Origin of the sequence: Gleimia hominis, from assembly GCF_032085515.1 — a bacterium.
In the GTDB taxonomy this organism is placed as follows: Bacteria; Actinomycetota; Actinomycetes; order Actinomycetales; family Actinomycetaceae; genus Gleimia; species Gleimia hominis.
This window is the reverse complement of sequence record NZ_JASXSX010000001.1, coordinates 1,428,759-1,450,873: the sequence shown is the minus strand read 5'-3', so window position 1 is coordinate 1,450,873 and position 22,115 is coordinate 1,428,759. Positions and strand designations below refer to the sequence as shown.

Here is a 22,115-nt window from a genome sequence, read left to right as displayed (position 1 = left end):
CTGCGCTGACAGTCGGAGCAAGCACCTGGGCCAGCGTGGAACGATCCCCACAAAACCCACAAAATAACATCAGTCTTGTTAGACTTAACACGACTGATGTTAATTGGGTGTGCCGAGGAGGGTTCATTACCATGTCCGAGAAACTGCAAAGACTGTCAAAACTAGGCGTCTCCATTTGGTTGGACGACCTTTCACGCAAACGCTTACGCACCGGGGACCTACAGGAACGCATTGACCAAGATTGCGTGGTGGGAGTCACCACCAACCCCGCTATCTTTTCGAAAGCGATTGGTAATGGGCAAGACTACACCGATCAGGTCCGCCAGTTAGCTGCCGCAAACACGGACGTGGATGAAGCTACGTTCGCGATGATCATCGACGACGTGCGGGATGCCGCCGATGTGCTAATGCCGATCTACGACCGCACGCACGGGCAAGATGGGCGCGTGTCCATTGAAGTGGATCCGCGCCTTTCTGCGAAGACAACGGAAACTATTGAGCAGGCGCAACAACTGTGGGACCGGGTAGATCGCCCAAATACGATGATTAAGATTCCCGCAACCCAACAGTCACTTCCAGCAGTTACCGAGGCCACGGCACGCGGAATCAGTGTGAACGTGACGCTAATCTTCTCCGTCCCGCAATACCGCAAAGTAATCGACGCGTACCTGCAGGGCCTGGAGGAGGCGCTCGAGCGGGGCATCGATATTTCCCAGATCCACTCGGTGGCGTCATTTTTCGTTTCCCGTGTCGATACGCTCGTTGATTCAAAGCTCGATGAGCTGGGTACGGATGCGGCGGCCGAACTACGCTCCCGCCTGGGGGTAGCGAACGCCCGCTTGGCCTACGAGGAATACGAAAATTCGCTGACGTCCGACCGGTGGAAAGCATTGGCGGCCGTGGGGGCGAATCGGCAAAGGCCCCTGTGGGCTTCCACTGGGGTGAAAGATCCGAAGCTGCCAGAGACTCTCTACGTAGACGAGCTGGCGGTACAAGACACGGTCAATACAATGCCTGAGGCTACCTTGCGAGCAGCAGCGGAGCAGTCGCAGGCGCAAGCTGATGCGGTCACGACACAGTACAGCCAGGCGCACGCATGTTTTGACGCGCTCGCAAAATTGGGAATTGATTTCGACGCGGTTGCAGCGCAGCTGCTAGACGAGGGCGTAGAGAAGTTCGAGGTTGCTTGGAATGAACTGCTAGAAAATGTGCAAGCAGCCTTGACGCAGGCGAAATAACCACGGTATTAACCAGGAGGAATAACCGCAGGCAGAGGGGTAGGTCGCAAAACCTACCCCTCACCGGTAGTAGCCGTGGCCGGCACGTCTGCATGTAACTAAAGTCGCTTTCGCGCGAGCAAAATGGATTGGCGTTACGCCTACTGGGTGGGCTAAAATAAAACCCGTTGCGAAAGCAACATCGGGCTGTGGCGCAGCTTGGTAGCGCACTTGACTGGGGGTCAAGGGGTCGCAGGTTCAAATCCTGTCAGCCCGACTCAATTTTGGATGCAGATCTTGTCAGATAGACAAACAGTTCCTCGGTGCTGAGTGAGTTGCTTATTTACCGTGACTTATTTGTTTGCTTTTCGAACAAGCCTTTTTACCGAAATATGCTTAAAATAGTGTGCGTATCAAAGTCGATCAGATAGGGAAGTAACTAATTTCGCAGTTGTAAACCCTATGGAAGGCATTAGTTATGCGAAAAAGAGCCTGGCGGTGCTTATGCGCGGCAATAGCGTGTGTGGCACTGACTTTGCCACTGTCCGCATGTTCAGATGGTGGGCATACGCGTTTGAACTTTGTTTTTAGTAAACGCGAAGCGATTCCGTTTATGCACCAAGTGGTAGCGGACTACAACAAAGCCCACAAAGACGTTACGGTCGTGATGGACACATCCGGGGTAGACCCAATGTCAGCCAGCTTCGTGCGGGGCAACCCACCGGATGTTGCGCTCGCTAACTACAACATGGAAACCGCACGGTTCGTGGAACGCTGCACCCTTTCCGACCTATCTGATTTCGGGCCCACCGCTAAGATAAACCCAGACCTCACGCCCCTCATGAAGCAGTACGGCGAGTGCGAAGGGCGGGTGAGTGCGCTTCCGTACTCAATCATGGCGTCGGCGGTTATCTATAACAAAGACACGTTTGCAAAGTACAATCTGCAGGTGCCGAAAACGTGGGATGAACTCATTGAGGTATCGCAGAAGCTTAAAGATAATGGGGTCACCCCGTTTTACGGTACGTTCAGCGCGGCTGAAGGGTGGACGATCGGGCAGGGATGGTTCGATTATTCCGTAGGTGGTTCCTTGGACGTATTGAAGTTCTTTGATGCCCTTAAATCTGAGGGTGAACACGTGGGAGCGCAATCTAAAGTCTCATTTGAAAAGGATTTCGCCAAGCCGGTCAAAAAGATGCGTTATCTAGCCGACAATTTTGTGAATCCCGATGCGTTTTCCCGCTCCTACGGGGATGGGAACACGAACTTCGCAAAAGGTAAAGCCGCGATGCTTATGCAAGGCCCGTGGTCGTTCAGTGAAATCGCGAAGACGAATCCCGATCTGAACCTCGGCACATTCCCACTGCCAATGACCAATGATCCGAACGACCTGAAAGTGCGGGTTAACGTCGACTTAGCGGGCTGGATCCCTCAAGCGTCAAAACACAAACCTCAGGCGCGCGAGTTCCTCAACTATTTATACAGCCCCGAAGTAATCGAAAAATACAACGCATCCCAACTGGGGATAGTGCCACTTGAAGGGGCGGAACAAACGAAAGACGAACGGATCCAAGGGGCAATGCACTACTACAACCAAGCGCAGTTCTACCAGGGTCCGTCCGTGCTGATCGACAAGACAATCCCGGTTTTCAACTACACACAAGAGATGCTGCTGAGCGACCAGCCGAATAAACTTTTGCAGACGCTCGACGAAGACTGGGCGCGTTTGGCGTCACGGCGTTAAGGAAAGAGGCGACACGATGTCCACTGAATACGCTCCAATACCCGCCCCAGCGCACACCAAGCACACCGGTGCTCAACCGGGAATGCGCGGCAGACAGGTGAAGAGAAAACGCCGGCGCCTATCGGTAGAACCGATCTACTGGTTCTTCCTGCTGCCCACCCTAATTCTGATCACACTTGTGATTACGGTGCCGGCAATAGTTGGGTTCTTCTTCGGTTTCACCAACTACATTGGTGTGGGGGACTGGGACTTCATTGGGCTAGCGAACTACAAGACACTGTTCGCAGACCCAGCGATCCGGCAAAGCTACTTCTTCACCCTCGGGTTCTCGCTGGTGACCGTCATTATCGTGAACATTATTTCGTTCCTACTAGCGGTGGGGTTAACCGCGAAGATAAAGTTCAAAGTCACCCTCCGAGCCGTGTTCGTTCTCCCAATGGTGATTTCTGGCATCATCATTGCGTACGTGTTCAACTTCCTGTTCTCCACCACGCTGCCGAACATTGGGCAGGCTCTGGGGATAAGCTGGTTGGAACAAAGTATTCTCAGTGACCCAAACTGGGCGTGGCTGGCGGTAGTAATCGTAACTGCATGGCAATCTATGCCCACCATGCTGCTGATCTACATTGCGGGCCTGCTATCTATTCCCACGGACGTGTACGAAGCCGCCGCGATTGATGGGGCCTCAAAATGGCAGCAAATGATGCGCATAACCCTGCCGCTCGTGTTCGGCTATGTCGTCATTAACATAGTGATTGGGTTTAAGAACTATTTGAACTCCTACGACATCATCGTCGGCCTCACCGGAGGCGGGCCAGGTACCGCCACCCGCTCGGTCGCCCTAACGATAATCACCGGATTCTTCGGCGGGGACTACGCCTACCAAATGGCAAACGCCACCATCTTCTTTATTTTGGCTATCGCTCTGGCGGTGCTGCAACTGTCGTTAACGCGTGGAAGGAATGCGATCTAACATGTCCGCACACACACAAACACTGTCAAAACCTGCGACGGCCACGCGCGGGCACCGGGCGGACCACGTAAAAACCCGTAAGGAACGCGTCAACTGGTCTACCACCGTAGTGCTCATCTTGTGTTCGGTTACGGTGATCCTCCCGTTCTTCGTCGCTATTTCAATGGCGCTTAAAACCACGGGCCAGGCGGTGGACGGCAAAGCATTTTCAATGCCGAACCCGTTCAGCCTGGAAGGTTTTACGCAAGCGTGGTCGCTCACGGATTTCCCTAAGGGCGCGTTCGTATCAGTGTTCGTAACTGCCGGCACCGTGGTGTGCACCATTACTTTGGCGGCCATGGTTGCGTACGCGGTGGTGCGCAACTGGGAGAAACGGTTTTCCCGCTACTCGTTTTTCTACATCATGGCGATGATGTTCATCCCATTCCCCGTGGTCGCTTTACCCCAGATCCAAATGACCGGCCGGTTGCATTTAGATAACCCCGTGGGCGTGGTGGTGCTGTCCACCATGTTCCAGATGGCGTTCAGCGTAATGCTATTCACCGCTTTCTTGAGGTCCATCCCACTGGAGTTAGAAGAAAGCGCGCGGATCGACGGGGCCACCACGTGGCAAGTGTTTTGGAAACTGATTATGCCACTGCTCACCCCGATGGCTGCCACCGTGGGGATCTTCGCGTTCTTGTACGCGTGGAACGACTTTATGCTGCCGTCCCTCATGATTTCTGACCCGCAGTGGCAGACACTCCCGGTGCGGCAAAACCAGTTCCAAACCCAGTTTTCTAACAACTACAACATTGCGTTTGCGTCGTATTTAATGGCGATGACCCCGGCGATTGTGGCGTACTTGTTTTCACAGCGCTGGGTGATGGCGAGTGTCACCCAGGGCGCTGTGAAAGGTTGATGCTTACTGCGCTGCCCGCAGCCACACGGTGGTTTCACCGGGGATCTGCACCGCGCGGGCGGCGGGTGTGTCCGGTAGTGGCTGGGTCGATAGCACTACGTTGTCTGCGTTCAGACTCGCGTCCCCTTCTGAAGCGGCGTGGGCCAGTTCGATGGGTTCGGCACCGAAGTTCGTAACGCACACCCATCCGCCTGGGCGTTTGAACGCAAGTACGTCGTTCGTGCACAGGTCTTCGCACCACTGTAATGTTTCGTCGCCCTCCATGGCGGCGCGCCAGGCCAGGGCTGCGCGGTAGAAGTGCAAGAACGACCCACTGTCCGCCTCTTCGGTTTCCACGCTGAAGTTCGCGAACCAATCTGGTTGCGGTAAGTGTGCTTGCGCGGTGCTGAAACCGAATGCGGGGCGCGCTTGCGTCCACGGAATGGGTACGCGGCAGCCGTCACGCCCAATCTGCGTAGCTTGTGTGCGGAAGTATGTGGGGTCTTGCCGCTCGGCGGGCATGATTTCAACGACCTCGTGCAATCCCAGTTCTTCACCTTGATAAATGTAGGCTGATCCCGGCAGGGCAAGCATGAACGCGGTTGCGGCTTGGGCGCGGCGCGCACCTTTTTCGCGGTCCAAGTGCGGGTGCTCACCACCGGAGAGCAGCCATTCAGATTCTGGGCCCGGTTCGTTGTCGAGCACGCTTCCGGCCGTGTGTTTTGAGGGTGGGAGCCCGTAGCGGGTAGGGTGGCGTACGACGTCGTGGTTGTTCAGCACCCAGGTGCTCGACGAGCCTGAGGCTTTGGCTAGTTTCAGGTTGTGGGTGACGATCTGCCGGAACTCACCTGCATCGAAGTTTGCTTTTAGCAGGTCGAAGTTGAAGGCTTGCCCCAGGCTCTGCGGGTTTGCGTAGCGGGGAATCCGATCGGGATGCACCCAGGCTTCTGCTACGGCGGTGCGGGGTGGGTCGTACGAGTTGAACACTTCCCGCCACGTAGCGTAAATATCCTGCACGTCGTCGCGATCCCACAGGGGGTGTTTACCGTCGTGAGGGAGAGCATCTAACTGCTCTTGCGTGGGCAGGATTTCCGGGAGGTCTTTTGCCAACCCGTGGGCCACGTCGATGCGGAAGCCGTCGACCCCGCGGTCAGACCAGAAGCGGAGGGTTTCTAAGAACTCTTCTTTTACCTCCGGGTTGTGCCAGTTCAGATCCGGTTGTTCGCGGGCAAAGAAGTGGTAGTACCACTGACCGTCATCAACTTGGGTCCAAGCGCGCCCACCGAAAGTGGATTCCCAGTCAGATGGCGGTAGTTCCCCGTGTTCGCCGCGTCCATCGCGGAAGATGTACCGGTCGCGTTCTGGTGATCCGGGTCCGGCAGCAATAGCTTCTTTGAACATTTGGTGCCGGTTGGACGTATGGTTTGGCACGATGTCAATAATGATGCGAATACCACGCTCGTGTAGTTTCGTGGCGAGTTCATCGAAGTCTTCGAGTGTGCCGATGCGTGGGTCTACGTCCCGGTAGTCGTCCACGTCGTAGCCGCCGTCAGCCAGTTGGGAGGGATAGAACGGGCTGAGCCAGACGGCGTCGATCCCAAGTTTTGCTAGGTAGTCGATTCGCGAAATGATGCCTTGGAAGTCTCCGATTCCGTCGCCGTTACTGTCTTGGAAGGAGCGGGGGTAGATTTGGTAGACGACTGCTTGCCGCCACCAGTTCGCGTCGCTGGAGTCGAACCTGCGTTTTGCGGTGGGGGTTGGTAGTACGAACTGTGTCATTTCACTGCCTCGTTCTAAAACTAGGGGTCACGAACTGTTCTCACCCAAGTTTACTTGCCCACTTGCTTGGGTGCGTAGTTAGGCGTGGGTTTTGGCTGGTCAGCCGGAGTTGGGGTGGGTTTTGCTTAGTGCGCTTGAGGTTGGGGTATCTGCGCGTAGGCGTCGTCGCGTTTTCGCATGAGGCGGCCAATCGTTACGAAACTCACGATCATGAGGATGACGCCGAGGACAACGGTGTATGGGCTGGCGGTGATGCCGGCGACGATAAACATGAGGAGCACGATCGTACCGTTGGTGAGGGCGTAGGGGATTTGGGTGCGCACGTGGTCGATGTGGTCGGCGGCCGCGCCTGTGGAGGCGAGGATGGTGGAGTCGGAGATTGGGGAGCAGTGGTCACCGAAGATTCCGCCAGACAATACCGCACCTATGCACACGAGCATGGGGGCGTTTAAACCTTGGGCAATGGGGATCGCGAGGGGAATCATGATCGCGAACGTTCCCCACGAACTGCCGGTGGCAAACGACATGAGGCCGGCTGCGATAAACACGAGCGCGGGCACTAGGAAACCGGGGATGTTGCCCTGCAGGATTTCGACAATGTAGTTGGCAGTGCCCATTTTGTCTAGGAGCGCTCCGAGGCTCCAGGCGAGCACCAGGATTATTACGACGTTAATCATCCGTTCCATGCCTTTTACATACGTAGAGAATACGCTTCCAAGTGAGCTCACTTTGTAGAGGAGCATGAGTACCACGAGGGTGATCGCGGCGAACAGGTAGGCGGTGGAAAGGGCGGCGCGGAACTCATTGCCGGGCACCTGTTTTACGGGAAATCCCTGTGAAATAAGGATCCCAAAGAGGGTGGTGAACAGAACCGCGAGAGGCAGCCAGATGAGTGTGGCGCGGCTTGCTTTAGGCGTTTCGTTTTGTTGCCCGTTTTCGCCCCGAAGTGGTTTTGAACCCGGCCAGTAACGCTGGTTGTGGTAGGCGGTACGGGCTTCGGCGCGGCGCATGGGGCCGAAATCTGCGTTGGCGAAGATTACGACTGGGACCGATAAAACCGTGAGGATCGCGTACATCTGGAAGGGAATCACGTGTACGAACGTGGTGAATTCGGATGCGTTGATGTGGGCACGGTCGAACGCGTCTGCGATTAGCCCCATGATGTATATGCCCCATCCGATGAATGGGATGAGCACCGCGACGGGAGACATGGTGGAGTCCAGTATCCACGCGAGTTTTTCGCGCGAGGATTTCACTTTGTCATAGATGTTTTCGAAGATGGGGCCCAGAATCAGTGGGGTGCCAAGGTCGGAAAAGAAGATTGCGAGTGAGCCGAGCCAGGTGGCGAACTGGGCGCGTGTGCGGGACGTGATGAGTTTTTCACTACGCTCTGCCAGGGCGTTGCCGCCACCAGATTTTTCTACGAGAGCAACGAATCCGCCGATAAAAAACAGGAGTACGAGCACGCCGGCGTTGTAGGAATCTGTGGCTTGTTCGATTAAGTAATCTTTGACGAGGGACATGCTGGTGTCCACCGGGTTGCCGTGCAGAATAATGAGTAGGCCAACGAATAGTGCGGCGAATAGGGATACTTCCACCCGTCTAAACGCAATGGACAGCCCGATCGCTAGAACCGGTGGTATCAGGGAGATTAACCCCATATTCTCCATTTCTTATCCCTCCCAAAGAAAAACAAACCGAGAATAACCATACACAAGAAGTGATAAATATGCATAAAGAGATGTAAAGTACCTCCGGATACAATCAAGGCGAAATTGATCCGGAGGTACTTTGTGACCGTTCTAGTACGCGTCGAAGCGTGCGGGCGGTTTACCTCAGCGTTTCCCCGCGGCGTGCCGCTTAGCTAAGACGTACGCGCAGAGCACGGAAATGAACGCGGTAACGGTGGAGAACAACCCCACCAGGATCGTGTCTCCATCAACTACGGACACCAGGTATGTGCACACGGACGGGACGATACCCGCCACCAGAAACGACGGCACGTGGTAGACGAACGAGATGCCGGAGTAACGCACTTCCGGTTCAAAATATGATGACCACAGAGCCCCCATCGACGCCCACACCAAAGTAAACGCACCGGACCAACCCAAGACGATCACGGTGGTGGTGAGGAAAATCTCCCCGTCTGACCATTCGATAAGCTTCAGTGTGGGGATGGACATCAGTGCGGATAAGACCGCGCCGATCATGAAGGTTTTCGCGTTCCCGATCCGCTGCGCGATATGGCCACCAATGAAGGTGAATGGGATCTTAAAGATGCACGCAACAATCGTGATTATGTACGTGTGCAGCAGGGGAGTGTTGTGGTAGGCGTGCAGGTACGCCATGATCCAGACGATGAAAATGTTGTAGAACGTTCCGTCTACCCACCGGGTTCCGCAACCTAGCAGCAGGGTTCGCCAGTACCCTTTGCACATTGCGATGAACCCCAAACTTTCTTTCGCTTGGGCTGCGTCCATTTGTTCCATGCGCGCCTGCGCTTTTTTGAAATCCTCGGTTTCCATCATGTGGTCTTTGGCGTACACCACGATTGCGGTTAGCACTACGGCTAGCAAGAAAGGGAACCGCCATCCCCACGAGAGGAAGACGTGTTCGTCCAGCAGGTAGGCGGGTAGTGCGATCGCAAGTGACGACAGGCCGAACCCAAGGGGAAGGCCGATTTGGGGGATTGCCGCGTATAGGGAGCGTTTGTTTTCGGGCACGTTTTCGTAGGCCATGAGGATTGACCCGCCCCACGTGCCGCCGCGACCAAAGCATTGCAGCAGGCGCATTAGTTGCAGTACGACCACTACCCATACGCCCGATGCGGCGGCGGAAGGTAACAGGCCAATGATTGCGGTGGAAACGCCCATGGTAAGTAGGGAGGTGTACATTGTGAACTTGCGTCCGTGCTTATCCCCGAGGTTGCCAAAAAAGATGGCGCCGAAGGGGCCGGCAATGTATCCGATGGCGAACGATAGGTAAGACAGGATTAGCGCGGTGGTCCGATCGGATACTTGCGAGAAGAACACGGTGTCGAACACGGTACCTGCTGCTGTTCCGTATAGGAGGAAGCAGTACCACTGGATTGAGGAGTCGAATAGGGTTACCGCGGCGACGCGTCGTAAGCTAGGTTGCTGATTGGCCGTTACTCGGGTTGCGATGGCGGTCATCAGTGTTCTCCCTCGTAGTATTTGAACGGCCACGGACCAGAGTAGTCGGCGCCCACTGGAATGGGCACGTAGTGGGTGTTAACCTGCCCGTCCACGAAGTTGTGGATGTAACAGGCGGGGTTCGCCAAGTAGAACCGGTCGCCACCACCTTTGAAACCAGCTTCACGCTCTTTCGTAGTTACGTCCGGGCTATCGGGCGTGCGGAAATCAACTTCCATTTGCATGCACACCGCGGGGCTGACGCGGCAGGACACCCCGTGCCACGTGGTGATCAGCGGCGTGTGCAGGTGTCCGCAGCAGTAGATGATGTGATCTTTGTGCTTTTCAAATATCTGCGCCATCCGGTCCCGGTTTTCAAATCCTTCGTCCATCGCCGGTAATCCGGATTCAAACGGTGGGTGGTGGCCAAACACGATCGTGGGCGTCTTGGGGTGTTTATCGAGCTGGGCTTCGAGCCAGTCCGCCACCGGGTCTGCTAAACCACCCCAGTGTTTCCCCGGTAAAGATGTGTCGATGAATATGGAACGAACGGGTTGTGACTCTACCGTGTAGCAAATATAAGGTGCAATATCGCTCGCAACGGGTGCGTTGTCGGGCAGCATCTCCAAGTACAGGTTGCGGTCATCGTGGTTACCGGGAACGACGTAGGCGGGGCGCGGCAGGCGAGCGAGTTCTTCTCGAACCATTGCTAGCCCCTCGCGGGTACCACCCTCAGCTAAATCCCCACTTACCACAAAGTAATCTGGCAAATCGTAGGGTTCTAAATCCCTCAACCAATCGATGGTTTTCGCGACGAATGCGCGGGTATCACATTTTTGAAACGATAGCTTTCCGTCTGAGCGAAGATGAAATTCTGAGATTTGAATTATTCGCATGTAATAAAAGTATCAGGAAACTACCGTGACGAACACCTCGTAGTTTTCACGTGCGTGCGGGCACACTCCATATGCATTGAGCGGGTTTTGTCGGTAACGTTGAACCGTTCGAAGCCCCGAGAGACCTTTAACGGTAGAAAGCACATGTTCAAAAAAATAATTAAAATCGCGATGGCGTTCCTAGGCATGGTTGTGGGGGCTGGGTTTGCATCCGGACAAGAGCTCCTGCAGTACTTTGTCGCATTCGGTAAGTGGGGGGTTGTCGGCGCAGTCATAACCGGGATTGTCATGGCGATTTCCGGGGATGCTATTTTGCAGTTAGGCTCCTATTACCGGGCTCGTGAGCACAAATCTGTACTTGACGAGGTAACCCACCCGATAGTGTCTTGGATTCTGGACGGCATCCTCATATTCACCCTCTTCTGCTTCGGATTCGTAATGATCGCAGGTGGGGGCGCTAACTTGAATCAGCAGTTTGGCCTGCCCATTTGGGTTGGGGCTGCGCTGATGGCAGTTCTGGTTATTGCAGCCGGATTCCTAGACGTCGATAAAGTCACCACTTTGATTGGGGCGATTACGCCGCTGATCGTGGTGTTACTCGTGCTCGGGGCCGGTTACGCGATCAGCCAATCGGACCTCACGTTCAGTGCTGCGGCGCAAGCGGCAAGTAAGATCACGCCCGCAATGCCCCCGTGGTGGCTGTCGGCAATTAACTACGTTGGATTAGCCCTCGTCCTCGCTATCTCGATGGCGCTCGTCATGGGTGGGGACCAGCTAAATACCCGTGCGGCCGGTCTGGGCGGTGTTGCCGGTGGTTCCCTGTTCGGCGTGCTCCTGGTACTGTCCGCAGTTGGGTTACTGTCTGCAATAGATAAAGTTGGAGACGCGGACTTGCCGATGCTGGCGCTCATGGACGCGATCCACCCCACCGTCGGTGTAATCATGGCGGTAGTCATTTACCTCATGATTTTCAATACGGCAATTGGGATCTACTACGCGCTCGCAAAACGAGCGGAAGCGGTGAAACCAAGTTGGTTCCGCCCCGCATTAATTTTGAGCACGCTTGCGGGTTTCGTATTCAGCTTCCTGGGGTTCAAGTCGCTTATTTCGTGGCTGTTCCCAATCCTGGGTTACTTGGGCGTGGCGATGGTTGCGATTCTGGTGGTCTCGTGGCTGCGTTCCTATGGGGATATTACGCAAGAACACGAGCGGCGCGAGCGGGTACGCGATCTAATCCAGCGCAAATTGCATCCGCGCAAACGCTTCCAGCGCAAACACCGCACGGAACTTGCTCGCACAATCGAGGATTCGAATGTGGAGAACGCGGACTTGTCCGATCAGATTCACCATGAGGTGGCAACTGAACTCGTTGCGGATTCGGATGTCGAAGAGTTCACGGAGCAAGAAGCACAGCCGTACCTGCTGGATACCGAGGAGACTGTGCAGACGGACGAGACAGAAGAGACTGCGCAGACGGACGAGACACAAGAGACTGCTCAGGCGAACGACAGCAGTGACACTGCTTTGACGGATGAGGCGGCCCAAGCTGTGGCGCATAAAGACTAAGCCCGCTCCCACTTCAGAACAGCCGGCGATTGCCGGTAGGTGAGGAGGCGTTCTCCTCAAGGTTACTGGCCATCAGATGGCAGGCTTCATTAGGTAACTGTCCCATATCTGGCAGGCATCGTTAGAAAAAGGTGACGAAAAAGGGGTGCTGATCGACTTGGATCAGCACCCCTAGAGTTTTGCTTAAGTTTTACTTACCAGCTCTTTCGACGGCTGGCCGCCGCCCCCAGTAGGGGCTCTCCGCCCCTAGTAGAGGCTCGGCTCTTAGTAGAGCCGCCGCACCTAGTCGAGGCGTTCGAATTTGCGTGACCACGCGGTCCGTACCGGGTTCGCGTTGGTGAGCATGATGGAGAACCGGTCGTTCGCGATTTCCACGATTTCGGACAGGACGATGATTCGTTCTTGCACCGGCGAGTTCTCTAGCCGGCGCAACCCCTTTTTCGCGATTTGTTCTCGCGAGGTGAGCGCGCCGAGACAGGCCACGAAGGGCATGGCGAATTTTTCGCGGTAGCGGTCGGATAGTTCTTGGATTTCTTCGCGTTCCTTGTCATCCATTTGATCCAGCGCCAGGGAGCCAACGTCTTGCGAAATCTGCTGCGCCGCACCTTCGTCTGAAAGCAGTAGCTGGGCCATGTCCGGATATGCACCAATCAGCGTGTCTTGATCCGCGCGGCTGGCAGTGAGCACGGCTTCTTGGAACGCATCGCGCAAGTGCTGCACATCTTCGAATGGTCTCGACTGGTAGGCGCGTTCCACCGGCCAGGTGGCGTCATTGAACAAGCGTTTAAACGTGTGGACGAACTGCGTTTTGTCCATCGCGTTCACGTCACTGAGGGTGAGCCGTTTACCTTTAGTGAGTGCCACGTCCTCACCGCGGGTTTTCACCAGGTGGAAGAACACGAGGTTGAGCACGATTGCGGTTATGGACCCGATTGTCACGCCGGAAGCGAAGAAAATCTGTGCCCACGAGGGGAAGACGTTCGCGATGTCGGGTTTGAACGACACCAGCATCGCCAGGCCCAGCGAAGTGGTGACGATGGCGGAGTTACGCGCGTCGTGCAGATCAACTTTACTGAGCATTTGGATGCCCACGAGTGCCACGTTCGCGAATAGGGCAAGCGAAGCCGCTCCCAGAACCGGCCCGGGAATGGAGGCGACTACGGCGCCGGCTTTGGGAATAATGCCAAGAATTATCATGAGGCCCCCGGCGAGCGCTACGACCCAGCGGGACTTTACGCCGGTGAGCCGCACGAGCCCCACGTTCTGGGCGAAACACGTGTAGGGGAACGAGTTAAGGATGCCCCCGAGTGTGGTGGACAGGCCGTCGGCGCGCAGTGCGCGGGCGATGTGGTCGCGGGTGATGCGCCGGCCCACGATCTCACCGCAAGCGAAAACGTCGCCGGTGGTCTCCACCATGGTGATGATCATGACGATAATCATCGAAATAATCCCGCTGAGGGCAAACCGGGGGGCGCCAAAGTAGAACGGGGTGGTGACCCCTAACCAGTGCGAGGTACCCACTTCACTAAAGGACGCATCCCCAAGGGCAATCGCCACTCCGGTGCCTATTACGAGCCCGAGCAGCACGGATATGGTTCCGAGGAATCCACGGAAAAAGCGTTGCACCAGGATGATTATGAGCAACGTGCCGGCGGCGTACGCGAGCGAACGCATGGCGATCGGCTGGGGTGGCTGCATTTCGTCAACCCGGTTGATGATGTCGCCGGCGGACACACCCAGTAGCGTGATGCCCATGGTGGCTAGGACTGTGCCGATCACTACGGGTGGAAAGAACCTCACGATTTTTGCGAAATAAGGGGCGGCGAGGAAAGTGAATAACCCTGCCACGATGATGGAACCGTATATGGTGGGCAGGCCTTCGGCACCCCCGTCGGGCCCGGTTACTGCCAGGCCGATCGCGATAATAGGGGAGATTGCGGTGGTGGTGACGCCTTGAATGATCGGGAGGCGAACGCCGATTTTCCAAAATCCGACCGACTGGATCAAAGTGGCGATTCCGCAGGTGAATAGGTCGGCGTTGATCAGGTGGATTGTCTGCGCTGGGGTTAGGTTTAACCCGCCGGCAATCACGAGTGGTACTACGACCGCACCGGCGTAGAAGGCGAGAACGTGCTGGGTTGATAGAAGAAGGGTTTTTCCGAAAGGAGGTTTGTAATTAACCGGATCCATGTCTTTGGTTGACATTAATTATCCATATCTATGAGCAGTGGGATAGGGACAGTCACTACTATATGACCGCTGGTGGAGCGCGGGGCAAATCGCTGATCTTAATCGTCAGAACTGTGAGACACATATTAAACTTAGAGAATGCACACAATTACACGCGAAGAAGCCGCCCGGCGGAGTGAAACAATCGATTTGGATACGATCGACGTCACGTTGGACTTAACTGGCGCTGCAGGGCAGGGGGATACATTCGCTTCAGTCAGTGAACTGAAGTTCACCTCTCGTACCTGTGAAACGTTTGTGGACTTGATTGCCTCTAGTGTCGATTCTGTTGAGGTCAACGGCAAGGCCGCGCAGTTTGAGTTTGACGGTGGGCGGGTTACCCTGTCGAACTTGCCGGTTGGTCAGGCGCTGACGGTGCGGGTTGAAGCGCAGTGTAAGTATTCAACTACCGGCGAGGGGCTGCATCGGTATCGGGATCCGGAAGACGGCGCCACGTACCTGTATACGCAGTATGAGCCCACGGATGCGCGGCGGGTTTACGCGTGTTTTGACCAGCCAGATTTGAAGGCCCGGTGGCAGTTCACGATTGCGGCGGATACCGATTGGGTGGTGTTGTCGAATCAGCCGCAGGTGTCTGAAACTACGCAGGGGGCGTTCACGACCCGAGTGTTTGACCGCACACCACCGTTGTCGTCGTATATCACAGCGGTGATCGCGGGCCCGTACACGCGCGTTGACGGTGGGGTTTGGCGCGGTGGCGCCGCGGATTCGCTGCCGGTGGACGTGCCGCTGGCCCTGTATTGCCGGGCTGCGCTAGCCCCGTATTTGGATTCCGACGAGGTTTTGTCGGTGACGCGTGCCGGTTTGGATTTTTACCACGCCCGCTACAACTACACGTACCCGTGGGGTAAGTACGACCAGGTGTTTGTTCCCGAATACAACTTGGGGGCAATGGAGAACCCGGGGTGCGTGACGTTTAACGAGAATTATATTTCGCGCGATCGCACTACGCGCAGTGAGCGGCAGTCGCGGGCGAATACGATTTTTCACGAAATGTGCCACATGTGGTTTGGGGACTTGGTGACGCCTCGCTGGTGGGACGACTTGTGGCTGAAGGAATCTTTTGCGGACAACCAGGGCAGTGCGGGTCTGGTGGCTGCCACCCCATATAAAGGGGAGTGGGCTACGTTCGCAGCGGGTCGCAAGGAGTGGGCTTACTATCAGGATCAGCTTTCTACCACCCACCCGATTGCCGCGTCGATTCCCGACGTGGATGCTGCGAAACATAACTTCGATGGCATCACTTACGCAAAGGGCGCAGCCGTGTTGAAACAGTTGGTGGCCTACGTTGGGGAAGGCGCGTTTTACGCGGGCGCGAGTGATTTGTTCAAGCGCCACGCCTTTTCAAGTGCTTCCCTTAATGATTTGCTTGAGGTCCTAGAGACTCATTCTGAGCGTTCGGGCCTCAAAGACTGGGCGCACCTGTGGTTGGAAACAACGGGGCCGAGCCGGCTCAGTTGTTCGCGTGAAGATCGGCGGTTAAGTATCACCCAAGCCGGTGAGGTAATGCGTCCGCATACTATTCGCGTAGGCTTCTTTAAGGGTGAGGACGCGGTTAGGGTCGATCAGGTTGAGGTGACGATTCGGCAGCAAACTTACGAGCTGGAACTGTCTGAAAAGCAGATGAGCGCGGATTTCATCTTGCTGAACGACGATGACCTCACTTATGCCGTCATTGAGCTGCACGGGCCTGATTTGGAGTACGCTGTCGATCACGTGCACCGCATGGAGCACCCTACTTCCCGGGCCGTGGTGTGGTCCGCTCTGTGGGCGGCTATGCTCAGTCAGAAGCTCCCGCCCGCGCGGTACATTGAGGCGGTGGGGCAGCGCGCAGCCACCGAAACCGAAGATGCTGTATTAGAGGACTTGATTAACCAAGCGGTTAAAGCCTTGCGGTACTTCACCCCAGGAATCCACCGGGACGAACGAGCTGCGTGGTTTGCTCAGCGTGCATTGGAAAACTGCGCTAACGAAACTGAGCGGGACCGGCAGCACATTTGGGCAAGCGCCGCAGTGCAAGCCCTGACTCTAGATCGTTCTAATCGTCCCGAGCACAACCGGTTCCTTGAGGATCTCGCGAACCAAAACAGTAGTCTAGTCACCGTGGGTCCGTCATTGGCGTGGCGAGCCCGAGTGGCCCTCGCGGCGCGTGGACGGTTAACTCAAGCTCAAGTGGACGCGGCACTGGAGCAGGATAATACGGGTGAGGGCCGGGTGTGGGCCTTGCGGGCGGGGGCGGCGATTCCGCAACGCAAGTCTCGCCTCAACGCTTGGGATATGGTGCTTGCCGACAAGTTGACTAATCAGGAGATGTCCGCGGTGCTGGCGGGTCTTGCCGTCGGCGGGATAGGTAACCAAGTGCCCGGTTTCGCAGGTGGCTTCTTTGACGAGGTGGGGCCGTACTGGATGGAACATTCGATCGGGATGGGCAACCGGTTTGTGGCGGGCGGGTTCCCAGATTTGATTGACGCTTCGAACTCGGCGGATGCGCAGGCGTTGCTGTATCAGGCGTCGTACTGGTTGAGTGAATCGGATGCACCCGCTGCTTTGCGGCGTTTAATGGAGGAAAAGCGCGATGACTTGCGGCAACGATTCGAGGTGCAGCAAGCGTGGCTAGAGTAGACTCCTTCGTCGAAGACGAAAGTGGCGAGGTGCAAAAAACCTCAGCATCGAAACGAAAAACCGCTTCGCCGAAGCGGGATGCCGCTGCATCCATGTCCCTTTTGCAGGAGCTTTTGTATGATCCGCTGAACTATGGGTATTCGAAAGTACCTCAAAGAAATGGGCGGGAGCGTCCGAAGCGGTCGGCTTGGGGACGTGTGGTAACGCTGGTGCTTGCAGTGGTGCTGGGGCTGGTGGTGACGGTCAGTACGCGCAGTCTGTTGGCGCAGCTTAACTCGGGTGACGTGGTGAATAAGTCTTTGCGCAGCCAGGTTCAGATGAGTCGGCAGAGCGTGAATACTCTTCAAGATGAGGTGGATACTTTGCAGGGCAAAGTGCAGATTCTGTCTAAGCAAGATGACAGCGCCCGCCCGGCGGATAGTAACAGCATTGCATTAGCCCAGTCGCAGGAACTGCGGGGGGAGGGCGTGGTGTTAACAGTGCGGGAGGACGCGCATGCAGATGCGAAGGGCCGGGTGCAGGACGCCGATCTGCGGGTGTTGATCAACGCGTTGTGGGCCGGTGGAGCGGAAGGCATTACGCTTGGCGATGTCCGGGTTGGCCCAACCACGTCAGTGCGCACGGCGGGCGGAGCGATCTTGGTTAACTTCAGGCCAATTGAACCACCGTACGTGCTGCAAGCAATTGGTGACGCCAACGACTTGCAGGCCGCGGTTACAAACGGGGATACGGGCACGTATATTGCTGCGTTGAATCGCGAATACAACATTTCGACCCGTATCGATATTAAAGACAACCTCGTTCTGCCGGCGGCAAATAATCGTACGGTAGAACAGGCGCGCTTGATGAAGGAGGAATTGCAGTGATCGCGATTTTCGGGTTGATTATCGGCGTGGTTCTGGGGATAGTTTTAGACCCGGTGGTGCCGGCAGTGCTGCAGCCCTACCTACCGGTTGCGGTGGTGGCGGCTTTGGATGCGCTGTTTGGTGCGACCCGCGCTTATCTGGAGGGGCAGTTTAACGACAAGCAGTTCATAATCTCTTTTTTCTGGAATGTGCTGGTGGCTTCGCTTTTGGTGCTGCTTGGGGTGCAGCTGGGCGTTGGAGCCGCGTTAACCACCGCCGTGCTGGTGGTGCTTGGGATCCGAATTTTCTCTAACGCCGGGGCCATTCGCCGGCACCTTTTCGGAGCGTAAACGATGGCGAAAAGGCGTTTGCGGGATCTGCTCTACACTTCGATTTCACCTACGCACGTGGTGATTGCCCTGTTGTGTCTGTTGCTTGGATTTGCGTTGGTGACGCAGCTGAAGGTGCGTCGGAGTGATCCTTTGGAGGGGTTGTCTGAGGAGGAGCTGGTGACGCTGCTAGACCAGCTGGGGTCTTCGGAGGAACAGTTGCGGTCTGAACGCGGGGATTTGCAGGCGCAGTTGCGGCGGTTAGAGAGCGCGCAGTCGCAGGCGGAGGTGGCGCGTGAAACCGCGCAGAAGGAGCAGACGGTAGCGGAGATCCTGTCGGGCCGTAAACCGGTAGAGGGCCCGGGTATAAGAATGACGATTTATCCCGATGAACCACTTCGGGCCACATTATTCGTGACCGTGTTGGGGGAGCTGCGGAACGCGGGGGCGGAAGCGATTGAGCTGAACGGTAACCGCATCAACGCCAGTTCCTTTATCACCATGCGCGGGGGGAATATCGCGGTTTCGGGTAAGGAGTTGGAACCGCCTTATGAGTGGGCGGTTATCGGGAATGCGGATACTATCGCGCCGGCGTTGGAGATTGCCGGCGGAGCTGCGTCGCAACTGCGTGGGTTTGGGGCGCGGGTAGATATTACCAAGGTGGCGGATCTGGTGATTCGTTCTACGGTTGCACCAGTGGATTACGAGCATGCCCAGGTTGTTCCCTGAGCTGGTACGCATTAAACGATTCTGTTGACATCTAACGATTCTGCCAACACTGAATCAGTCTGGCGATGTTAAAGGCGATGTTAAACGAGTCCGTGGATATTAGTCGAAGTGGAATCTACAATAGGAGTAGTAAAGATGTGTGAAGTATCGAAATTAGGAGGCGGCGATGTCTATTAATGATAATGCACCCGACCCGTCACAGACCGCTGTTTTTGGCACAGTTGGCCACGCTTCGGATGTTCCTGAGGACACGTTTGTCCGCACGCCGCTTTCACCGCGCGATCAGGCTGCGGTTGACGCCTTGCCGGCTGGTTCTGCACTGTTGATTGTGCAGCGCGGCCCTAATTCTGGCGCCCGGTTTTTGTTGGATGGCGATCGCACCACCGCTGGTCGTAGTCCGAAGGCGGATATTTTCTTGGATGATGTGACGGTTTCGCGTCGCCACTGTGAGTTTCGCCGTACCGACGAGGGGTACGTGGTGCGTGATTCCGGTTCCCTCAACGGTACGTATGTTAACCGGGAGCGGGAGGAGCAGGCTTTGCTGGAGGCCGGTGACGAAGTGCAGATCGGTAAGTACCGTCTTACGTATCATCCTTCTGCGCAGTGACTTCAGCGCGTAGGCTGCAGGAGCATTCGGGGTCTGTTGAACCTTGGCCTCGGGATGTTAGTAGGCAGCCAAAGTACACGATCAGTCAGGTTCTAGAGCGGGTGAAACCGGAGTTTCCAGCACTGTCGGTTTCTAAAATCCGGTATTTGGAAGATGAGGATCTCGTTAACCCGCATCGCACTCGGGCGGGTTACCGCAAGTATTCGGAAGCGGATATTAAGCGTTTGCGCTATGTGCTTGCTCAGCAGCGGGATTCGTATTTGCCTCTGAAGGTGATTCACGAGCAGCTGTTGGCGTTGGATGCCGGCCATGACGTTGAGGTTCCGGGTGCTGCCCGCGTGGTTAGTGACCGGGGGGAGGCACGAACTCCAGCTTCGAGTTTCATTTCGGTGCGCCAGCTGATGGATCTGACGGGTGTGTCGAAGTCGCAGGTGGAGGACCTGGTTGAGTTGGGTTTGCTTTCCCCTGATTTAGCGGGGTATTTCCCAACTCGTTCGATCCGAGTGGTGCAGCTGATTTTGGCTGCGCGGAGCTTGGGGATAGCGCCGCGGAACCTGCGGTCGGTGCGCGCTGGTGCGGAGCGCACTGCGGATCTAATTGATATGAGTGTGCAGTCTACGCGTGCGCGTGGCCGGTCTGGGGATAAAGAGCGAGCGAACGCGCGGGCGCGCGAACTCGCAGGCACACTTGGGGAACTGCAGGTGGAGTTTTTGCGCATTGCTGTGGACAGGCTTTCGAAATGATGGGCCGAGGCTACGAAATGATGGGCACAAACCTGCGGATTCAGACGGTGTTTCGCAATGTTGGCGCCGATATTTTAGGCTCTGTAGCGCGTATTATTTGCGATCTACTGCGATGTGGTCTTGGCATGGTTTATAGGGAAGATAACGAAATGGTATCAAGTTCAACTTGAGGGTTAGCCACGCCGCGGGTGTCGTTGACGATAGCTGCGGAACTGTTTAGCGTTGAATTATCGACATTGACACTGGTATGAAACGAGGATGCAAGGTGAGCGAACAGGCTAGGGAGGCCCAGCAGCCTAAGCAAGGGATGTTGTTTGGGGATGTTCTTGCTGACATTGGACCTGACACGGGTTATCGCGGCAAAGTGGCTTGCCATGCAGCTGGGATTACTTACCGGCAGTTGGATTATTGGGCTCGCACGGGTTTGGTGGAGCCATCGATTCGCTCTGCCCGTGGTTCCGGCTCGCAGCGTTTGTATTCGTTCCGTGATGTGCTGGTGCTGAAGGTTGTTAAACGATTGCTCGACACGGGTGTTTCACTGCAGCAGATTCGGGTTGCAGTGGGGCATTTAAAGAATCGGGGCGTGGAGGATTTGTCCTCTATTACTCTGATGAGCGATGGTGCTTCGGTGTATGAGTGTCGTTCCCGTGATGAGATGATTGACTTGATTGAGGGTGGCCAGGGCGTGTTTGGCATTGCAGTTGGCCGCGTGTGGCGTGAGATAGAGGGTTCGCTAGCGGAATTGCCTTCTGAGGAGGCACAGCCAGCGGTGGTTGATGAGCTCGCTGCTTTGCGGCATGCGCGTCGGAGTGCTTCGTAGTTTTTTCGCTTTCTTCTTTACCGGTGCAGTTCTTGTGCCTGGGGGTCACGCTGTTGGTTCCGGTTAGCTAGTTTGCGGTTGCGCGGCAGCGGTGTGGTCTTGTGATTGTTTCTAGATAGTTATTTGTTTTTTGGATACTTTTGGGGGCTGAGTACGTTGTGTACTCAGCCCCCGTTTTGTTTCTAGGCGGTTAATAGAAATGTCCGAATTAACCGCTTAGATCATATCTAGTCACCTGGTTTAGTGTGCGCGGCGACGTGCAGCAGCGACACCTACACCACCGAGTGTCAGAGCGGTTAGGCCCAGGATGGCGGCAGCGGTGGAGTCAGCACCAGTTGAGGCAAGAGCCTTCGGAGCAGCGGTGGTTGCTTTCGCAACTATCACAACTTTCTGCTCGCCGGCAGCGTTAACCACTGCTTCAGCTTTCTTACCCTCTTCAGCCTTGGGGGACTCCTGCTTACCTTCTTCAGCCTTCGGAGCCTCCTGCTTGCCCTCTTCCTTCATGGAAGCAATCAGGTCAGCCAGTTTCTCGTGATCAATCAGATCATCAATCGTCTTACCCGGCTTCAGCGCCTCTTTGAGACCCTCCCAGTTAATGAAATCATCCAGGGTCTTACCAGGCTTGGTGACATCAATGAAGTCATCCAGGGTCTTACCAGGCTTGGTGACATCAATGAAGTCATCCAGGGTCTTACCGGGCTTCAGGATATCCTTAATACCTTCCCAGTTAATGAAGTCATCAAGCGACAAGCTCGGTTTCTCGGAATCGCTCAGGATTGGCTTGTTACCAGCAGGATCCTCGTCCTTCAGTGCCGGAGGAATACCCATAGGCTTGTCCGAATCACTGGTGATCGCCGTGTTACCAGCAGGATCCTCATCCTTCAGTGCCGGAGGAATACCCATAGGCTTGTCCGAATCACTGGTGATCGCCGTGTTACCAGCAGGATCCTCATCCTTCAGTGC

The 22,115-nt window shown here is 55.8% G+C and carries 18 protein-coding genes and 1 tRNA gene; 13 read left to right on the top strand and 6 right to left on the bottom strand.

Annotated elements, in window-relative coordinates:
- The first annotated feature begins 131 nt into the window (after positions 1–131).
- The 5 genes from tal to QS713_RS06135 all read left to right on the top strand — a co-directional run bounded on the left by tal (position 132) and on the right by QS713_RS06135 (position 4,835).
- The gene (gene tal / locus QS713_RS06155) at positions 132–1,238 is read left to right on the top strand and encodes a transaldolase (protein WP_313273391.1); all 1,107 of its coding nucleotides are present in this window, start codon (positions 132–134) and stop codon (positions 1,236–1,238) included.
- Between the two features lie 182 nt (positions 1,239–1,420).
- Positions 1,421–1,494: transfer RNA gene (locus tag QS713_RS06150), tRNA-Pro, on the top strand.
- Positions 1,495–1,740: 246 nt separating this feature from the next.
- The gene (locus QS713_RS06145) at positions 1,741–2,961 is read left to right on the top strand and encodes an ABC transporter substrate-binding protein (RefSeq protein ID WP_313273389.1); all 1,221 of its coding nucleotides are present in this window, start codon (positions 1,741–1,743) and stop codon (positions 2,959–2,961) included.
- A gap of 16 nt (positions 2,962–2,977) precedes the next feature.
- The gene (locus tag QS713_RS06140; RefSeq protein ID WP_313273383.1) at positions 2,978–3,934 is read left to right on the top strand and encodes a carbohydrate ABC transporter permease; all 957 of its coding nucleotides are present in this window, start codon (positions 2,978–2,980) and stop codon (positions 3,932–3,934) included.
- A 1-nt stretch (position 3,935) separates the two neighbouring features.
- A complete protein-coding gene (locus QS713_RS06135) occupies positions 3,936–4,835 on the top strand; it encodes a carbohydrate ABC transporter permease (RefSeq protein ID WP_313273381.1) in 900 nt (299 codons plus the stop codon).
- Positions 4,836–4,838: 3 nt separating this feature from the next.
- Here QS713_RS06135 and QS713_RS06130 read toward each other — a convergent pair whose 3' ends face one another.
- The 4 genes from QS713_RS06130 to QS713_RS06115 form a co-directional block, all read right to left on the bottom strand.
- Positions 4,839–6,593, bottom strand: a complete 1,755-nt coding sequence (locus QS713_RS06130; protein WP_313273379.1) for a glycoside hydrolase family 13 protein — start codon at positions 6,591–6,593, stop codon at positions 4,839–4,841.
- 125 nt (positions 6,594–6,718) lie between these two features.
- On the bottom strand, positions 6,719–8,263 hold the full coding sequence (locus QS713_RS06125; RefSeq protein ID WP_313273377.1) for a Na+/H+ antiporter NhaC family protein: 1,545 nt from the start codon (positions 8,261–8,263) through the stop codon (positions 6,719–6,721).
- 165 nt (positions 8,264–8,428) lie between these two features.
- Positions 8,429–9,766, bottom strand: coding sequence for an MFS transporter (locus QS713_RS06120; RefSeq protein ID WP_313273374.1), 1,338 nt, complete (start codon positions 9,764–9,766; stop codon positions 8,429–8,431).
- Complete coding sequence (locus QS713_RS06115) at positions 9,766–10,641, bottom strand: metallophosphoesterase (protein WP_313273372.1); 876 nt, start codon at positions 10,639–10,641, stop codon at positions 9,766–9,768. Before QS713_RS06115 ends, QS713_RS06120 begins: the two co-directional genes overlap by 1 nt.
- Positions 10,642–10,785: 144 nt before the next feature.
- Between QS713_RS06115 and QS713_RS06110 the strand changes: the two genes are divergently transcribed.
- Positions 10,786–12,207: a YkvI family membrane protein gene (locus QS713_RS06110; RefSeq protein ID WP_313273370.1), complete on the top strand. Its 1,422-nt coding sequence runs from the start codon at positions 10,786–10,788 to the stop codon at positions 12,205–12,207.
- Positions 12,208–12,489: 282 nt separating this feature from the next.
- On the opposite strand, the gene QS713_RS06105 is transcribed toward QS713_RS06110, so the two are convergent.
- Positions 12,490–14,412, bottom strand: coding sequence for a solute carrier family 23 protein (locus QS713_RS06105; RefSeq protein ID WP_313273368.1), 1,923 nt, complete (start codon positions 14,410–14,412; stop codon positions 12,490–12,492).
- Positions 14,413–14,535: 123 nt separating this feature from the next.
- Here QS713_RS06105 and pepN point away from each other — a divergent pair, with 123 nt between their 5' ends.
- The 7 genes from pepN to QS713_RS06070 all read left to right on the top strand — a co-directional run bounded on the left by pepN (position 14,536) and on the right by QS713_RS06070 (position 21,152).
- Positions 14,536–17,079, top strand: coding sequence for an aminopeptidase N (gene pepN, locus QS713_RS06100; protein WP_313273365.1), 2,544 nt, complete (start codon positions 14,536–14,538; stop codon positions 17,077–17,079).
- Entirely contained in the window at positions 17,067–17,945 is an 879-nt protein-coding gene (locus QS713_RS06095; RefSeq protein ID WP_313273364.1) for a DUF881 domain-containing protein, read from the top strand. The genes pepN and QS713_RS06095 overlap by 13 nt, the downstream gene beginning before the upstream one ends.
- Positions 17,942–18,274 (top strand): small basic family protein, encoded by a 333-nt coding sequence (locus QS713_RS06090; protein ID WP_102215808.1) that lies wholly within the window; start codon positions 17,942–17,944, stop codon positions 18,272–18,274. Before QS713_RS06095 ends, QS713_RS06090 begins: the two co-directional genes overlap by 4 nt.
- Positions 18,275–18,277: 3 nt before the next feature.
- Positions 18,278–18,982, top strand: a complete 705-nt coding sequence (locus QS713_RS06085) for a DUF881 domain-containing protein (protein WP_313273361.1) — start codon at positions 18,278–18,280, stop codon at positions 18,980–18,982.
- A 166-nt stretch (positions 18,983–19,148) separates the two neighbouring features.
- A complete protein-coding gene (locus tag QS713_RS06080; RefSeq protein ID WP_313273359.1) occupies positions 19,149–19,589 on the top strand; it encodes an FHA domain-containing protein in 441 nt (146 codons plus the stop codon).
- Positions 19,586–20,332 carry a transcriptional regulator FtsR gene (gene ftsR, locus QS713_RS06075; RefSeq protein ID WP_313273357.1) on the top strand — a complete coding sequence of 249 codons (747 nt, stop codon included), beginning with the start codon at positions 19,586–19,588 and terminating at the stop codon, positions 20,330–20,332. The genes QS713_RS06080 and ftsR overlap by 4 nt, the downstream gene beginning before the upstream one ends.
- A gap of 307 nt (positions 20,333–20,639) precedes the next feature.
- Positions 20,640–21,152 (top strand): MerR family transcriptional regulator, encoded by a 513-nt coding sequence (locus QS713_RS06070; RefSeq protein WP_233187348.1) that lies wholly within the window; start codon positions 20,640–20,642, stop codon positions 21,150–21,152.
- Positions 21,153–21,392: 240 nt separating this feature from the next.
- Here the strand turns inward: QS713_RS06070 and QS713_RS06065 are convergent.
- Positions 21,393–22,115, bottom strand: a 723-nt coding sequence (locus QS713_RS06065; RefSeq protein WP_313273355.1) for an LPXTG cell wall anchor domain-containing protein, incomplete at its 5' end; no start/stop codon positions are given.

What these genes read in the sequence shown, in the direction of transcription:
- tal (WP_313273391.1), top strand. Translation starts at nt 132, where the DNA reads ATGTCCGAGAAACTGCAAAGACTGTCAAAACTAGGCGTCTCCATTTGG.
- QS713_RS06140 (WP_313273383.1), top strand. Translation starts at nt 2,978, where the DNA reads ATGTCCACTGAATACGCTCCAATACCCGCCCCAGCGCACACCAAGCAC.
- QS713_RS06135 (WP_313273381.1), top strand. Translation starts at nt 3,936, where the DNA reads ATGTCCGCACACACACAAACACTGTCAAAACCTGCGACGGCCACGCGC.
- QS713_RS06130 (WP_313273379.1), bottom strand. Translation starts at nt 6,593, where the DNA reads ATGACACAGTTCGTACTACCAACCCCCACCGCAAAACGCAGGTTCGAC.
- QS713_RS06125 (WP_313273377.1), bottom strand. Translation starts at nt 8,263, where the DNA reads ATGGAGAATATGGGGTTAATCTCCCTGATACCACCGGTTCTAGCGATC.
- QS713_RS06120 (WP_313273374.1), bottom strand. Translation starts at nt 9,766, where the DNA reads ATGACCGCCATCGCAACCCGAGTAACGGCCAATCAGCAACCTAGCTTA.
- QS713_RS06115 (WP_313273372.1), bottom strand. Translation starts at nt 10,641, where the DNA reads ATGCGAATAATTCAAATCTCAGAATTTCATCTTCGCTCAGACGGAAAG.
- QS713_RS06110 (WP_313273370.1), top strand. Translation starts at nt 10,786, where the DNA reads ATGTTCAAAAAAATAATTAAAATCGCGATGGCGTTCCTAGGCATGGTT.
- QS713_RS06105 (WP_313273368.1), bottom strand. Translation starts at nt 14,412, where the DNA reads ATGTCAACCAAAGACATGGATCCGGTTAATTACAAACCTCCTTTCGGA.
- pepN (WP_313273365.1), top strand. Translation starts at nt 14,536, where the DNA reads ATGCACACAATTACACGCGAAGAAGCCGCCCGGCGGAGTGAAACAATC.
- QS713_RS06085 (WP_313273361.1), top strand. Translation starts at nt 18,278, where the DNA reads ATGGCGAAAAGGCGTTTGCGGGATCTGCTCTACACTTCGATTTCACCT.
- QS713_RS06080 (WP_313273359.1), top strand. Translation starts at nt 19,149, where the DNA reads ATGTCTATTAATGATAATGCACCCGACCCGTCACAGACCGCTGTTTTT.
- QS713_RS06070 (WP_233187348.1), top strand. Translation starts at nt 20,640, where the DNA reads ATGTTGTTTGGGGATGTTCTTGCTGACATTGGACCTGACACGGGTTAT.